Origin of the sequence: Pantoea sp. EKM103V (genome assembly GCF_011800365.1) — a bacterium.
GTDB classification, from domain to species: Bacteria; Pseudomonadota; Gammaproteobacteria; order Enterobacterales; family Enterobacteriaceae; genus Pantoea; species Pantoea anthophila.
Genome location: NZ_JAALFQ010000001.1, coordinates 618,986 through 634,504, shown reverse-complemented (window position 1 = coordinate 634,504; position 15,519 = coordinate 618,986). Strand labels below are relative to the sequence as shown.

The window sequence follows — 15,519 nt, the reverse complement described above, 5'->3', positions numbered from 1 at the left end:
GTGCCTTTTTCGTTTCTGTTTCGGTATGCTGTTGATTATCTGACTCTTAGAGCGTAGTTACCATGATTTATGATCTTATCGTCGTTGGCAGCGGCTCAGTAGGTGCGGCGGCTGGCTACTATGCCACCCAGGCAGGCCTCTCGGTATTAATGATCGACAGTGCCCACCCTCCTCACAATCAGGGCACGCATCATGGCGAGAGCCGTCTGATTCGTCACGCTTACGGCGAAGGCGAACGTTATGTGCCGCTGGTACTGCGGGCGCAGACGCTGTGGGATGAACTGGAACAGCGAGCCGGTGAGCGCATTATGCATCGCAGCGGCGTACTTAACCTCGCCCCTCACGACTCCCCTTTTATCAGCAACGTTATCGACAGCGCAAGCCGCTGGGAGCTTAACATTGAGGTGATGCAGCCCGGGGAAGTGCGTCAACGCTGGCCACAGATTAACGTACCAGAGGGCTACCTGGGCGTATTTGAGCCGCAGTCGGGCTTCCTGAAATGTGAACAGGCGGTGCGCAGCTGGGTTCAGCTGGCGGAGCAGGCAGGCTGTGCCCAGCTGTTCAACTGCCCGGTCTCAGAACTGGGACGGGATGGCGACCTTCAGCAGGTTACAACGCTGGATGGTGTCTATCGCGGCCGTAAAATGGTGGTCAGCGCCGGTACCTGGGTCGGAAAACTCATCCCGAATCTGCCGGTTGCCCCTACCCGTAAGGTGTTTGCCTGGTATCAGGCTGATGGTCGCTACAGCGAGAACAACAGGTTCCCGGGCTTTACCGTCGAGATGCGTGATGGCAGCCAGTTCTATGGCTTCCCGGCTGACAATAACGCTCTGAAAGTGGGTCGTCACGATGGCGGACAGCCGATGCAGCAGCCTGAAGATCGTAAACCCTTCGGTGCCGTGGCGGCAGATGGCAGTGAAGCTTTTGGCTTCCTGCGCCAGTTCTTACCGGGCGTCGGTGTCTGTCTGCATGGTGAAGCGTGCAGCTACGACTTCAGCCCGGATGAAGATTTTATTATTGATACGCTGCCGGGTGAACCCAATCGCCTGCTGATAACCGGACTCAGCGGACACGGCTTTAAATTTGCCAGCGTGCTGGGCGAACTGGCCGCAGAATTTGCGCAGCAGAAACCCTTTTCCTTTGATCTCTCTCCGTTCCGCCTTTCGCGTTTCTGACTCTGCAAACGGATGGCATCACAGGGTGCCATCCTGCTGACAAAGATTGACGCAAGCTGAATTTCCCTGACAAAAATTCGCCTTTATTTCGCCCCGATTGTTCATTTGGGCGGAATGAGGTTGACCGTTTTCCCCTCATCAAAATTATTATTCAGTAATATTGCCCATTTCCCTGCCTTTTTATTCAACCTTTTCCGATGATTTTTTTAATTTTATAGAAGCGTAAGGGCGATTGCTTTTATATTTCATAATGTGGATGCTTATTTCATATTATTTCTACGTGACGCTCAGATTATGTTATTACGTAATACACCGCATCAGTTTGGCCGGGTTGCTGTGCTGCTGCACTGGTCGATGGCGCTGGCCATTTATGGCATGTTTGCGCTGGGGTTATGGATGGTCGGTCTGGGCTATTACGACAGCTGGTATCACGACGCCCCGGAAATTCATAAAAGTATTGGCGTGCTCCTGTTACTGACGCTGATTATCCGCCTGGTGTGGCGCGTTATTTCGCCGCCGCCCAGGCCGCTGAGCAGCCATTCCCCTCTGGTGCGCATCAGTTCTGTCGTGGCACACCTGTTACTTTATACCCTGCTGCTGGCCATTCTGATCAGCGGCTATCTCATCTCCACCGCCGACGGTAAACCCATCGCCGTGTTCAGCTGGTTTACGCTGCCTGCTCTGTTCAGCGGTGCAGGCGAGCAGGCCGACCTCGCAGGCGATATTCACCTCTGGCTGGCCTGGAGTGTGGTGATCCTGTCGATCCTGCACGGTCTGGCTGCGATAAAACACCATGTTATCGATCGCGATAACACCTTAAAACGAATGTCAGGTTTACGCCTCCCCTTACCCTCTGAAAAGGACAGATAATATGTTGAAGAAAAGTCTGCTGACGATGACCGCGGCCAGCCTGCTGCTCGGTTCCCTGAGTGCCAGTGCCGCTGAGTACAAAATTGATAAAGAGGGGCAGCACGCCTTTATTCAGTTTCGCATCCAGCATCTGGGTTACAGCTGGCTCTACGGTACCTTTAAAGATTTCGATGGCCGCTTCACCTTTGATGAGAAGAACCCTGCCGCCGATAAAGTCGAGGTGACGATTAATACCAGCAGCGTGGATACCAACCATGCTGAACGTGACAAACATCTGCGCAGCGCGGATTTCCTGAACAGCAGTAAAAATCCGCAGGCGACTTTTAAATCCACGTCAGTGAAGAAAGAGGGCGATGAATTAGAGATTACCGGCGATCTGACGCTGAACGGCGTCACGAAGCCGGTGACGCTGGAGGCGAAGAAGCTGGGTGAAGGCAAAGATCCGTGGGGCGGTTATCGTGCTGGCTTTGAAGCGGAAGGTGAAATTGCGCTGAAAGATTTCAATATAACGAAAGATCTGGGACCAGCCTCGCAGAAGGTTCAGCTGATGATCTCGGTGGAAGGTGTGCGTCAGTAAAGCCGCAGGCCGCCTGAATCAGCGTTCAGGCGGCCACGTTTACCGCTTTATGACTTCTTCGGCGCGGGAATGGTCATGTTTAACAGGCCACGCGACTTGTTAAAGATTTTATTGCCATTCTCTCGTCCGGCACGACGGGCGCGCTGCTCTTCCGGAGAGAGCTTCGCCTCTTCCTGACAGATCGGACTGCAGCAGTTCTCAAACTTCTCTGCGCAGCTCTTGCACTGAATAAACAGCAGATGACAGCCGTCATTCACGCAGTTGACGTGGGTATCGCAGGGCTCACCGCACTGATGGCAGTTTGCCAGCACATCGTCAGAAATCCGCTCACCCATCCGCTCATCAAAGACAAAGTTTTTGCCTTTGAATCTGACCGGCAAGCCCTGTTCACGGGCGCGGCGGGCGTACTCGATGATGCCACCTTCGATATGATAGACATCTTCAAAACCGTTATGCCGCATCCAGGCACTGGCCTTTTCGCAGCGGATGCCGCCGGTGCAGTACATGACGATCTTTTTATCTTTCTGCTCCCTGAGCATATCCACGGCCATTGGCAGCTGGTCACGGAAGGTGTCTGCCGGCACTTCCAGCGCGTTGTCAAAACGGCCCACTTCATATTCGTAGTGGTTTCGCATATCGACAAACAGCGCGTCCGGATCGTCCAGCATGGCGTTGACTTCCGCCGCTTTCAGGTAGTGACCGACATTGCTTGCGTCGAAGCTGCTGTCCTCAATACCGTCCGCCACGATGCGATCGCGGACTTTCAGGCGCAGTACCCAGAACGACTTTCCATCATCATCCAGAGCAACGTTCATACGCAGGTTGTTCAGCGCCGGATCGAACGCATACAGCCAGGCCTTCATCTTTTCATACTGGCTGGCGGGCACGCTGATCTGCGCGTTGATGCCTTCATGGGCAACATAGACGCGACCAAACACCTTGAGGGCGGTCAGGCCAACATAGAGCGCATCGCGGAAGGCTTTAGGATCGGCAATCTGGAAATACTTATAAAAAGAGACAGTGGTGCGCGGCTCAGTTTCAGCCAGCATGCGCGCCTTCAGCTCTTTATTGGAAACGAGGTTATGTAACACTGGCATGGTGTTCTTTCCTGTTATCAATAGGAGAAAATTAGCGGGCACATGATACCTGATTTCAGGTGTATGCAAAGCGTTGCGTCAGGACCGATAGTCAGTTGCTGTTTTTTCCGGCACTCGCGGCGGCTTTCTCCCCGCTCATTGAGGCCCGGTTCCATCAGCGATATTTAAGCGAACGTTAAAAACTGGCACAATAGTGTAAATCAATGAGATATCAGCACCGCAGGGTGCATGACGCAGGAAAATTAACCTTCACATGACTCAGTTGCCTCAGTTTTCACGAGAACTGCTTCACCCGCGCTATTGGCTGACCTGGCTGGGTATCGCTTTTCTTTATCTTTTGGTGCTCCTTCCTTATCCCCTGCTCTATGTGCTCGGCTGCAATATTGGCCGTATCGCCATGCGCTTTATGAATCGTCGCGTCAGCATCGCCCGGCGTAATCTGGAATTAAGTTTTCCGGAGATGCCGGTCAATGAGCGTGAGGCGATGGTGAAACATAATTTCGAATCCGTCGGCATGGGCCTGATTGAAACCGGCATAGCGTGGTTCTGGCCCGACTGGCGTATTAACAAATGGCACAAGCCCTCCGGTCTGGAGCATATTCAGGCCGCGCGCGACAACCAGCGCGGTGTGCTGCTCATCGGCATGCACTTTCTGACGCTGGAGATCGGCGCGCGCATGTTTGGCATCCACAATCCTGGCATTGGCGTCTATCGCCCCAATGACAATAAGCTGATTGACTGGCTGCAGGTCAAAGGTCGCATGCGGTCAAACAAAAGCATGCTCGACCGTAAGGATCTCAAAGGAATGATCCGCGCCCTGAAGCAGGGGGACATTATCTGGTATGCCCCCGATCACGACTATGGCCCGCGCAGCAGCGTCTTTGTGCCCTTCTTTGGCGTGGAAAAGGCGGCAACGACGGTGGGGACCCATCTGCTGATCCGCGCCGGCAACCCCGCTGTCATCCCATTTGTGCCGCGTCGTCTGCCTGGTGGCCGGGGCTATGAACTGATGATCCTGCCCGACATCCGCAGCGAATTTACGCTGGAAAACGATGAAGTCACCGCGGCCAGGATGAACAAAGTGGTTGAAGAGGGTGTGCTGCTGGCACCTGAGCAATATATGTGGCTGCATCGCCGCTTTAAAACCCGTCCGCAAGGCGAACCCTCCCGCTATTAATCTGCTACGCTAAACGGTCTCACGGCCGTTTAGCGCCTCTTCTGCTGCAATGCTCTGTCCCGATAAATCAATCGCGCGGCTGCCCGATATTGCGGCTTCCCGGTTTAACGATCCAGCTATTATCAGATACGCTCGCAGGAGACGCTGATTTCCACCGCATTCAATCAGCCCGGCTTATTTATTAAAACCACAAAGAGCCGCCTGCTGCATAATCTGGCAGACATTCATCAGATTTTAATTATCCTGCTTTAATTTCCGCTGGCGCTAATTATTTTTATCACCAGGCCTATTCCTATTTAGCCAGGCTTAATGATTTCTGGTCGCTTATCAATCCACTAAAATTAACTTAATTAACAAGGGATTGTCATTCAAGCCGCCGACATATTCATTTTTACAAAAATTTAACAGCCCGATATGCCGTTATTGCATTTGAACCTGTTCCGACTTAACGGTAATTTCAGCAGTGACATTCAGGCTTTTAACGACTTCAGCTCAATTATAAAAAAACGATTTCACACAGCGAACCTCAGGGGATCCCTAATATGAGTAAAGGTCTCTACTATTACGTCACCATTACGACCGATCAGGAGAACTACCATTTTCTTCATCGTCAGGGATGCAGACGGATGCCCGGCAAGGAGCAGATGATTTTTATCGGCACCCTGTATAATCTCAGCCAGGCCTTATCCATCGCCAGAATCAATTTCAAGAAAGTTAAACCCTGCATCAAATGCTGTATTCGCTACGCGGCACCGGTTATTCATGAGTCGGTACAGCCGGTTCTGCACTTCCCGCAAAAAATGCGTTAATCCCGCTGCTGGCGGGAAGTGGTTTATTTCCCGCCAGTTACACGCCCCCGCCCTTTCCCTCCGGCAAATTTCGTCTATTCTTCACTGAAATCAAGTGAACCCGGTAAGGAGAAGATCGATGAGCATGTACAGTACATTAGAGGAAGCGATTGATGCTGCACGTGAGGAGTTTCTCGCAAATAACCCTGAAGTGGATGAAGAAGAGGCGTCGGTCAGCCAGTTCGGCCTGCAAAAGTATGTGATGCAGGATGGCGATATCATGTGGCAGGCTGAGTTCCTGGTCGACGAAGGTGACGCAGGCGAATGCCTTCCTTACCGCACTGGTGAAGCTGCTCAGGCTATTTTTGACGCTGATTTTGACGAAGTGGAACTGCGTCAGGAGTGGTTAGCGGAAAACACCCTGCACGAGTGGGACGACGGCGAGTTTCAGCTGGAGCCGCCGCTGGACACCGAAGAGGGTGAAGCCGCGGCTCAGGAGTGGGAAGATGATAACAGCGACTCCGATCGCGGTTATTCGTAAGGACCATGGCTGGCATCCACTGGCAACAGCAGGGTGTCCAGCACCAGCGACAGGGGCAGATCAAGGATGGTCAGCACCCGCCATCCGCTGTCGCGTACATCCCACTGTACGCCCGGATAGTACTGATTACCGTGTCCCTGTCCGGGCACGGTTCGGCTGATAATACTGCCGCATCCGCTTAAGCAGAGCACCGCGAGAGCGATAACACCTGCCTTTAAAACTCGTTTCACCACAAAACCCGCCTTTACCTGCCCCAGAGAGTGTCACGCGCGGCATGCGGTGACGGCCTGCGAGTAAATTATCATCCCCGCCCTGTTTTCATCCCATAAAAAAAGCGGCATCGCTGCCGCTTTTTCAGATTACGCGTTTTTTGCCAGCGCGTTAGGGTTGAGCGTCAGTTTCTGATAACTCTCTACCCACTGGTGATACTTCTCCGCATTTTCCCACAGTCGGGTATGGACGCGGGCCAGCACCACCGGATCGCTGATCAGCTGCAGACGCTGGTCGCGGCTGAGTTTTTCCGGTGCATCGCTCAGCGCCTGATCGACACGACGGTCGCGAGCGTAGTCGAGTAACTGACTCTGCCGGTGACGTGAAGTCGCCAGGGCTGTCGCCAGCGCGTTAAACGCCGGATGGAACAGCGCGTGCATAAAGCCGTTCTCCAGTACACGCTCGCGGTTGAGCTGCAGATAGCGGTCGGTGTCCACCAGCTCCTGCGGCGGTGAAGACTCTTCCGGGATCAGGAACAGCTTCGCGCGCTTGCTCTTCAGGCCCAGCGTTGCACGGCTCGACATCACCGACACAAACGGTGACAGGATCAGGGAGAAGACGATCGGTGCCAGCCACCACAGGAAGTTGAGATCCAGCAGTCCCATACCAATCGCCCACACCAGACCCAGAGCCATCTGTGAACCGTGACGTTTGAATGCCTCGCCCCATGGCGTCGCATCGTCATCACGCTGCGGGGAGTTCCAGACGACTTCCCAGCCAAGGAAGGCGCTGACCACAAACACGGTGTGGAACAGCATGCGCACCGGGGCCAGCAGCACCGAGAACAGCGTTTCCAGCACCAGTGACAACAGCACGCGCAGTGCGCCACCGTATGGCTTCGCCCCTTTAAACCAGATCAGCACCACGCTCAGCAGCTTCGGCAGGAACAGAAGCACCATCGTGGTCGAGAACAGCGCTATCGCCAGCTCCGGACGCCACTGCGGCCAGACCGGGAAGAGCTGTCGCGGCTGCAGGAAGTAGGTCGGCTCCATAAGCGTATGCACGACCTGCAGGGCCGTGGAAAGCGCCAGGAACAGGAACCACAGCGGAGCTGACAGGTAGGACATCACGCCGGTCAGGAACACCGCGCGGTGAACCGGGTGCATCCCTTTTACCAGGAACAGACGGAAGTTCATCAGGTTACCGTGGCACCAGCGACGGTCACGCTTCAGCTCATCCAGCAGGTTCGGCGGCAGTTCTTCATAAGAGCCCGGCAGGTCATAGGCGATCCAGACGCCCCAGCCGGCACGACGCATCAGTGCCGCCTCGACGAAGTCATGCGACATGATCGAGCCCGCAAACGACCCCTCGCCCGGTAATGGCGCCAGCGCACAGTGCTCGATAAAAGGTTTCACGCGGATAATGGCGTTATGACCCCAGTAGTGCGACTCGCCCAGCTGCCAGAAGTGCAGACCGGCGGTAAACAGCGGACCATAGACGCGGGTCGCGAACTGCTGACAGCGCGCATAGAGCGTATCCATTCCTGAGGCTTTCGGCGACGACTGGATGATCCCGGCGTTCGGGTTAGCCTCCATCATACGCACCAGGCCGGTCAGGCACTCGCCACTCATGACGCTATCGGCATCCAGCACGACCATGTAGCTGTAGTTGCTGCCCCAGCGACGACAGAAGTCATCGATGTTGCCGCTTTTACGCTTCACACGACGACGGCGACGGCGATAGAAGATCTTGCCTGCCCCACCGACGTCACGGACCAGTTCCATCCAGGCTTTCTGTTCGGCAACGGCGATATCCGCATCGTAGCTGTCACTGAGGATGTAGACGTCAAAGTGCTCTGCGTTACCGGTGCGAACCACAGACTCCCAGGTCGCACGCAGACCGGCGTAAACACGCTCTACGTCTTCATTACAGATCGGCATAATCAGCGCGGTGCGATGCGCCGGATTCAGCGGCTCATCCCCGACCGTGGAGTAGGAGATGCTGTATTTATCGCGCCCAATCAGCAGCTGCAGGAAGCCCATCAGGGCGGTCCAGAAACCGGCTGACACCCAGCAGAACAGAATGGCAAACAGGAACAGGATGCCGGTCTGCAGCACATACGGCAGGATCTGCATCACTGACTGCTGCCAGTTCTGGTTGATCATCTCCATCGGGTCCAGCAGCGTCCAGCCCTGATAGGGCAGAATGCTCTTCATGTACCAGGTGGCGACCACGGTCTGGAAAATCGTCAGGATCAGCAGAATGTAGCGACGTATCGAACCGACATGACGCCACTTCTCTTCGGCTCGCTGCTCTTCCGCACTGGCGTAGCGCGGCACAGATTTGCGTCCACGCAGAGAGTCCCAGGCGCGGGCAACCGGGTTGGTGCGCCACGCTTCCGGGAACATCAGTGAACGTTTGACTTTGGGCATCGCCTTCAGCGTGGTGCGGTCGAGGTAATCTTTACCTAGCTGCTGACCGCCCGCCAGTGCATCGGGCCAGGCCATTTCCACCCGCGATGAGACCGATTTTAACGGCGCATCGTCGGGACGGTCACTGGCTGCGACATCCCTGCCCAGCACATCATGAATGAAGTGAAACGCACTGGCATTCTGCAATGAGACGCTCAGGCGAGACTTCCCTGCCGCATCCAGCGGCAGAGATTCCACATAACGTTGAGGTGTAAAAGTCGATTTATTCATTGGCAGGTAACTGATAGCTCCAGGTTTCCGTCAATGTCTTGTCGCCGCTAACCAGCGCCGCACGCATTTCGGTGGACTGCTTGGCATCTTTCACACGCAGACGCAACACCAGACGCCAGCCTTTAGTGACCGGGTTATAACGTACGCTCTGCTCAACCACTTCAGCGTTTTTACCGACGCTGACCTGCGGGGTCACCTGACTGTTTTCCGCCATCTTGCTCATGTCTTTACCCACGAAGTCGATGGTGAAAGCCACGGTGCCATCCGGCTGACGCACCAGGTTCGACTGCTTCACGTCACCCGCTGAGCGCAGGGTGTTTTTGACCCAGGCAATGTCATCCGAGTGCAGCTGCTTCTCGTCGCGTGAGAAGTGCAGGCGATATTTGAAGTTCATCTCTTTGCCAGGCTCTGGCAGCGTCTCCGGCGTCCAGAACGCAACGATGTTATCGTTGGTTTCATCGGCCGTCGGGATCTCAACCAGTTCAACCCGGCCTTTACCCCAGTCGCCTAATGGCTCCACCCAGCCGCTTGGGCGCAGGTCATAGCGGTCATCCAGATCCTGATAGTTGCTGAAGTCACGCCCGCGCTGCAGCAGACCAAAGCCTTTCGGATTCTCGATAGTGTAAGTGCTCACCGCCAGATGACGCGGGTTGTTCAGCGGACGCCAGATCCACTCTCCGTTGCCATTGTGGATAGAGAGGCCGTCAGAGTCATGCAGCGCCGGACGGAAGTTATTCACTGTCGATGGCTGGTTCTGGCCAAACAGGAACATACTGGTCAGCGGAGCAATACCCAGTTTGCCGACGTTATCACGCAGGTAAACTTTGGACTGCACATCCACGGTAGAGGCTTCACCCGGACGCAGCACGAAGCGATACGCACCCGTCGCACGAGGCGAATCGAGCAGCGCATAGATCACCAGCTGTTTGTCCTGAGGTTTTGGACGCTCAATCCAGAACTCTTTGAAACGCGGGAACTCTTCACCGGACGGCAATGCCGTGTCGATGGCGAGTCCACGCGCCGACAGGCCATAGACCTGACCGGCACCGATTACACGGAAATAGCTGGCACCCAGGAAGCTGGCGATCTCATCGTTTTTACCCTTGTTATTAAGCGGGTAAAGCACTTTGAAACCGGCAAAACCGAGGTTTTTAACGGCGTCAGCGTCATGTTTTACGTTACCGAAATTGAAATAATCGGGGCTGTATTTGATCTCACGCACCGCGCTGGCGGTCACTTCGTTGATCTGCACCGGGGTATCGAAATACATCCCCTGGTGATAGAACTCCAGCTTGAACGGCGTGCGCAGTTTGCCCCAGTACGCTTTATCGTGGTTAAACTGGATCTGCTGATAGTCAGCAAATTTCATTTCACGAAATTGAGAGGGTAAATTGCTTTTAGGCGCTTCGAAGCTTTTCCCTGCCAACGCTTTGGCTTGTGTGGCAACATCATCAATGTTAAACGCCCAACTGTTATTGGCATATAACGCCAGCAGAACCGCAGTACCAATCCAGCGTACCTTCATCAGTCCGGCTTTATTTTTTTCTTTAGTCAGCACATCCCCCCCTTTCGTGTGCTTAAATCAAACCCGTTTATCTTAAAGGATTATTCGGTTTTCCGACAGCTTATGCGCAACATTGTTCCCGCATTTCGTCAGGCTTAACGCTACTTTTAGGACAATTAGACACTACGGATTCCACTGATAGTATACCCGGTTTATGGCAGGTAGAATTTTACCCGGACATAATCCGGTTTCAGGGTGAAACTGGCTAACCGTACTAACGAACTGGAACTTTATGAGTACTGTAAAACCTGAACGTGAATATTTCCTCGACTCTATCCGCGCCTACCTGATGTTGCTGGGGGTACCGTTTCACGTTTCCCTCATCTACTCCGCGCAGAAATGGGCAGTGAACAGCCAGGAAGCCTCGTTATGGCTGACGCTGCTGAATGATTTTATTCATGCATTTCGCATGCAGGTGTTCTTTGTTATCTCGGGTTATTTCTCCTACATGCTCTATCTGCGCTATCAGCCGCGGCGTTTCCTGAAGGTGCGTCTGGAACGCGTCGGGATCCCCATGCTCACTGCGGTGCCGCTGATTACGCTGCCGCAATTTTTCATGCTGAAAGCCTGGACAGATAAGCTGGCCGACTGGCCCCGCTTCACCCCCTATCAGAAGTTCAATAACCTGATGTGGGAGCTGATTTCACACCTGTGGTTTCTGGTGGTGCTGGTGATGCTGACTACGCTGGGTATGGTGACGTTTCGCTGGCTGCGCGACCAGCACCGCGCCATCGACTACACGCGGGTCGGCTGGGGGACGCTGACGGTGGGTGTACTGGCCTGGGCCTTGCTCTGGTGTGTGTTCCGCCGTCTGGTGTTTATCTTCCAGCCCGCCTGGCTGATGGATGGTCTGTTCAATATCATCGTGATGCAGACGCTCTTCTACCTGCCCTTCTTTATGCTGGGCGCACTGGCGTGGAAACATCCGCCGCTGAAAGCGCTGTTTGTGCGGTTTAATCCGGTGATGTGGATTGGCGCGCTGCTGCTGTTTATCGCCTACTGCACCAATCAGCGTCTGAGCAGTGGCGATGGCTGGCTGTATGAGCTGGATGCGCTGATTACCACGCTGATGGGGCTCTGCATGCTGAATGTCTGCTTCTGCTTTGGTCATAAGCTACTGAATGCGCATTCGCCGCGCATTATGTATCTGGTTAATGCGTCGCTGTTTATCTATCTGGTGCACCATCCGCTGACGCTGCTGTATGGCATTTATGTCACGCCACGGATTGAAAACAACACGCTGGGGTTCTTTGTCGGCTTACTGATGGTGTTTGGCATCGCGTTTCTGCTGTATGAGATCCACCTGCGCATTCCACTGCTGCGGTTCCTGTTTTCGGGGAAGTTTGAGCGTAAAGAGGTCTGACGAAGCATGGGAGACAGGGCGCACGGGCTTTCATCGTCGGGCGCCTTGTGAGCAGGCTCAGGGAGGCTGTGCCTTACGCAAAGACGCAAAACCGCCATCCCTGGCAGGCTCAGCGCGGGCCATCCCTGGCCCGCTATGCTTTGCTACAGGTACAGCCTCCCATCGCTTTACGTCGGGCAGTCGCCTGTGAGAGTCCCGCCCTGGAGTAATGGTCGCCATGAAGCAACGCCTCCGGGATGAGCCTGTGCATGTGCAGGTGCGCACGCAGGCGCAGGCTTACAGCAGCCACTCAATCGGCAGTCGCCACACCAGCCGCACCTGCAGTCGTTGCCACCAGGAGCAGTCCGGTTCGTGCTTATGCACAATCTGCTGCGGCTCGTCCGGATACTCCAGCCAGTTCACCCGCCCCCACTTATCCAGCCGCAGGGTCCAGGCCCGATCACGCATCGACTGACTGAAGCGCTGGTGCGTTTCTCCGGCCAGTGCCGCACTCTCAATCACCAGCCCCATTTCAGTATTCAGCACCGCTGAGCGCGGATCGAAGTTAAAGGAGCCGATAAACAACGTCTTTTGATCCACCGAGAACGTTTTTGCGTGCAGGCTGGAGCCCGAGTTACCGGTTAACCCCCGGTCGTGCGGCGCATCCTGCATGGCCGCCTGCGGTTTCAGCTCATAAAGCGCAATGCCGTGACGCAGCAGTTTTTTGCGCCACCGGGCGTAACCGGCATGAACAATCGACACGTCATTGGCCGCCAGCGAATTGGTCAGAATGGCGATCTTCACCCCTTTGCGTTTCAGCGCCAGCAGCTGAGCGACGCCCGCGCGGGTCGGCACAAAGTAAGCTGAGATAATATCGAACTGCTCTTGTGGCGTGCCAATCACCTCCAGCATACGCTGCGGCAGCAGGCTTTTCGCGCGCGCCTTACCCAGCCCCTTGCGCGGGTCATCACTCAGCAGGCGCGCTTTTGCCCAGGTCAGTTCCAGTGTGCCCTGCGCCATCTCCTGCAGCAGCGACGCATTTTCCAGCCGCTGAAGATAGCGCTGCACCGGCTCACTGTGACGCCATTCGGCGGGCAGGCTCACGCTATCCTCGTCCGGTTCATCATCATCCAGCACCTGCTGCAGCGGCGCGACCGGCTTACTGTGCCAGTAGCGTTCAAAATCCCCGGCCACCTCGCTGACTACCGGCCCAATCGCCATGACGTCGAGATCGGCAAACAGCGGCTCATTACCGGTGCCGAAATATTCATCGCCAATGTTGCGCCCGCCCACAATGGTGGTGACACCATCCACGGTAAAGCTTTTGTTGTGCATCCGCCGGTTAAGACGGGCGAAGTCAGTGAGATAGCCCAGTGCGCGCAGGGTGCGAAAAGAGAAAGGATTGAAGAGCCGCACCTCAATATTGGGGTGGCGGTTGAGCTGAGCAAGCGTTTCATCCAGGCCTGGCGTATTGTTATCATCCAGCAGCAGTCGTACCTTCACGCCGCGGCGCGCCGCCTCCAGCATGGCGCTGAACAGCAGGCGGCCAGAGAGATCGTTTTGCCAGATGTAGTACTGAATATCGAGTGACCGCGCCGCCTTTTGCATCAGCAGATAGCGTGCAGCGAACGCATCCAGCCCGTCGCTGAGGGGATGGATGCCGCTCAGCCCCGGATGGCGCTGACACTGAGGGGCCAGCTTTGTTTCCAGCCAGCTGGCAGGCTCCGGTGAGTGGGCGAGTTCAAACGCTTCGGTCATGACAATTCCCTGTATATGGCAGTTATTTTTATTATTCCCCGGTCCCACCGCTGAGGCTATACCTCTGTTCCGACTTAGCAAAAAGTCGCGGGCGTTTTTTAGTCTAGACTTAACCGGACGATCTGTGACCGGCAATGCTCCGGCAGGAGAGGAATATGTCTCATCACCCCCTTTTTGATGCCAGCCAGCGCCACCATCCCCGTCTGTTTCGCAGTTTTTTCCAGGGCAGCTTCCCCTGCTCCACGGCCTGCCGCACGCCCGGAAAACGGCTCGATATGGTCATCAGCAGCGGGCATGACATGCTGCTGGAAAAGGATTATGCGGCCCTGGCTGAGCAGCATCTGCTGACCGCCCGCGACGGCGCACGCTGGCACCTGATTGAGAAGGCGCCGGGTCACTATGACTGGCAGAGCTTTCTGCCGATGGTTGAGGCGGCGCGGCGTCAGCAGGTAGAGATCATCTGGGAGCTGGCTCACTTTGGCTATCCGGATCATCTTAATATCTGGAAAGCGGAATTTGTTGACCATTTTAGCCGTTTCGCCCGCGCAATGGCGCAGCTGATGCGCGATGAAGGCATTGAAAATCCCTTCTTTACGCCGGTTAACCAAATCTCATTCTGGTCATGGGCCGGGGCGGAGGTGGCCTGGTTCAATCCGCATGCCGCAGGGCGCGGCAAAGAGCTGAAGCGCCAGCTGGTGCGTGCATCTCTGGCGGCGATCCATGCCATCCGGGAGGTCTATCCGGGGGCGCGGTTTGTGCTGACCGACCCGCTGGTGCAGATCGCCCATCATCCCACTAATCCGGACAGCAAACCCTACGCCGATGCCCAGCATCAGGCGCAGTTCGAAGCCTGGGATATGCTGGCCGGTCGCGTGGATAAAGAGCTGGGCGGCAGCGAAGATTGCCTGGATATTCTCGGCCTCAACTACTATCCCGATAACCACTGGTTTTTCCCCGATCAGCCGATGTCGCTGGAGGAGCCGGAGCGGGTGCCGCTGCACATTCTGCTGGCGCAGTGCTGGCAGCGCTTCCAGCGCCCGATGCTGATTGCCGAAACCGGCGCGGAGGGCGAGGCCCGTGCCCCCTGGCTGCAGGAGGTCAGTGAGAACGTGGCGGTGGCGCTGGATCAGGGGATTGCCGTAGAGGGCATTTCGCTCTATCCCGTGGTGGAGTATCCCGCGTGGGCGGATGACCGCCGTTCGCCTGGCCCGCTGCTGGGATTAGCGGACCCCAATGGCAACCGTAATCTGCATGAAGCCCTGGCGCTGATACTGCGCAGCCAGCAGATCAGGTTCACGGCACGCGATCAGACGTGCTGAGCGGGTGGCTTTTTGGGGTGGCAGGACTGAACGTCGAGTGAAGGATCGGCAGGATGCCGGACATCGGTCAGCCAGACCATGGTAAACAGGAAGGTAACGCCGATCAGGCAGGCCGCCAGCAGACCGATAATGGCGATCAATTTGTCATCTCTGGATTCCATTGCCCTCTCCTTATTCCCTGCGCTGACGCAGCGGTCTCTGTCAGCTCATCCAGAGCGTAATCATCAGGACGAAGATTATAAGCGTTACCGAGGTCACCGCAAGCACCACTATCGCAAAGTGCGCATCGTCCATGGAGTGGCGAATCGGCTCATCGTGATCATCGGGCGGCAAAGGTAACGACATAACTATCCTGTGAAAAAGCATGGGCCGCCGGGAGTAATGCGGTGCGTGACAGTG

15 protein-coding genes are annotated in these 15,519 nt (G+C 55.6%); 8 read left to right on the top strand and 7 right to left on the bottom strand.

Annotated features, from left to right (window positions below):
* Positions 1-62: 62 nt before the first annotated feature.
* From solA to HFD97_RS03125, 3 genes are all read left to right on the top strand, one after another.
* Positions 63-1,175, top strand: coding sequence for an N-methyl-L-tryptophan oxidase (gene solA / locus HFD97_RS03135; RefSeq protein ID WP_167431015.1), 1,113 nt, complete (start codon positions 63-65; stop codon positions 1,173-1,175).
* A gap of 294 nt (positions 1,176-1,469) precedes the next feature.
* Positions 1,470-2,045, top strand: a complete 576-nt coding sequence (locus HFD97_RS03130) for a cytochrome b (protein ID WP_033736338.1) — start codon at positions 1,470-1,472, stop codon at positions 2,043-2,045.
* A 4-nt stretch (positions 2,046-2,049) separates the two neighbouring features.
* A complete protein-coding gene (locus tag HFD97_RS03125) occupies positions 2,050-2,622 on the top strand; it encodes a YceI family protein (RefSeq protein WP_167431228.1) in 573 nt (190 codons plus the stop codon).
* 47 nt (positions 2,623-2,669) lie between these two features.
* Here HFD97_RS03125 and HFD97_RS03120 read toward each other — a convergent pair whose 3' ends face one another.
* Positions 2,670-3,719, bottom strand: coding sequence for a rhodanese-related sulfurtransferase (locus HFD97_RS03120; RefSeq protein ID WP_009090909.1), 1,050 nt, complete (start codon positions 3,717-3,719; stop codon positions 2,670-2,672).
* A 253-nt stretch (positions 3,720-3,972) separates the two neighbouring features.
* Between HFD97_RS03120 and HFD97_RS03115 the strand changes: the two genes are divergently transcribed.
* The 3 genes from HFD97_RS03115 (at position 3,973) to HFD97_RS03105 (ending at position 6,225) form a co-directional block, all read left to right on the top strand.
* Positions 3,973-4,896 (top strand): Kdo(2)-lipid IV(A) acyltransferase, encoded by a 924-nt coding sequence (locus HFD97_RS03115; protein WP_167431016.1) that lies wholly within the window; start codon positions 3,973-3,975, stop codon positions 4,894-4,896.
* A 542-nt stretch (positions 4,897-5,438) separates the two neighbouring features.
* Positions 5,439-5,705, top strand: coding sequence for a hypothetical protein (locus HFD97_RS03110; protein WP_009090911.1), 267 nt, complete (start codon positions 5,439-5,441; stop codon positions 5,703-5,705).
* Between the two features lie 118 nt (positions 5,706-5,823).
* The gene (locus HFD97_RS03105; protein WP_009090912.1) at positions 5,824-6,225 is read left to right on the top strand and encodes a MysB family protein; all 402 of its coding nucleotides are present in this window, start codon (positions 5,824-5,826) and stop codon (positions 6,223-6,225) included.
* Here the strand turns inward: HFD97_RS03105 and HFD97_RS03100 are convergent.
* From HFD97_RS03100 to HFD97_RS03090, 3 genes are all read right to left on the bottom strand, one after another.
* Positions 6,216-6,455 (bottom strand): YceK/YidQ family lipoprotein, encoded by a 240-nt coding sequence (locus tag HFD97_RS03100; RefSeq protein ID WP_033736571.1) that lies wholly within the window; start codon positions 6,453-6,455, stop codon positions 6,216-6,218. The genes HFD97_RS03105 and HFD97_RS03100 overlap by 10 nt on opposite strands.
* A gap of 129 nt (positions 6,456-6,584) precedes the next feature.
* On the bottom strand, positions 6,585-9,137 hold the full coding sequence (gene mdoH, locus HFD97_RS03095) for a glucans biosynthesis glucosyltransferase MdoH (RefSeq protein ID WP_009090914.1): 2,553 nt from the start codon (positions 9,135-9,137) through the stop codon (positions 6,585-6,587).
* Positions 9,130-10,665, bottom strand: coding sequence for a glucan biosynthesis protein G (locus HFD97_RS03090; protein WP_181161904.1), 1,536 nt, complete (start codon positions 10,663-10,665; stop codon positions 9,130-9,132). The genes mdoH and HFD97_RS03090 overlap by 8 nt, the downstream gene beginning before the upstream one ends.
* A 268-nt stretch (positions 10,666-10,933) precedes the next feature.
* Between HFD97_RS03090 and mdoC the strand changes: the two genes are divergently transcribed.
* The gene (gene mdoC, locus HFD97_RS03085) at positions 10,934-12,064 is read left to right on the top strand and encodes a glucans biosynthesis protein MdoC (protein WP_111208047.1); all 1,131 of its coding nucleotides are present in this window, start codon (positions 10,934-10,936) and stop codon (positions 12,062-12,064) included.
* 276 nt (positions 12,065-12,340) lie between these two features.
* Here the strand turns inward: mdoC and HFD97_RS03080 are convergent, their stop codons facing one another.
* The gene (locus tag HFD97_RS03080; RefSeq protein ID WP_167431017.1) at positions 12,341-13,801 is read right to left on the bottom strand and encodes a phospholipase D family protein; all 1,461 of its coding nucleotides are present in this window, start codon (positions 13,799-13,801) and stop codon (positions 12,341-12,343) included.
* 155 nt (positions 13,802-13,956) lie between these two features.
* Here HFD97_RS03080 and HFD97_RS03075 point away from each other — a divergent pair, with 155 nt between their 5' ends.
* The gene (locus HFD97_RS03075) at positions 13,957-15,120 is read left to right on the top strand and encodes a beta-glucosidase (protein WP_167431018.1); all 1,164 of its coding nucleotides are present in this window, start codon (positions 13,957-13,959) and stop codon (positions 15,118-15,120) included.
* On the opposite strand, the gene HFD97_RS03070 is transcribed toward HFD97_RS03075, so the two are convergent.
* Together HFD97_RS03070 and HFD97_RS03065 are read right to left on the bottom strand one after the other, a co-directional pair.
* A complete protein-coding gene (locus HFD97_RS03070) occupies positions 15,108-15,281 on the bottom strand; it encodes a hypothetical protein (protein ID WP_009090919.1) in 174 nt (57 codons plus the stop codon). The two genes, HFD97_RS03075 and HFD97_RS03070, sit on opposite strands and share 13 nt — an antisense overlap.
* Positions 15,282-15,321: 40 nt before the next feature.
* Positions 15,322-15,465, bottom strand: coding sequence for a hypothetical protein (locus tag HFD97_RS03065; protein WP_009090920.1), 144 nt, complete (start codon positions 15,463-15,465; stop codon positions 15,322-15,324).
* Positions 15,466-15,519 lie beyond the last annotated feature (54 nt).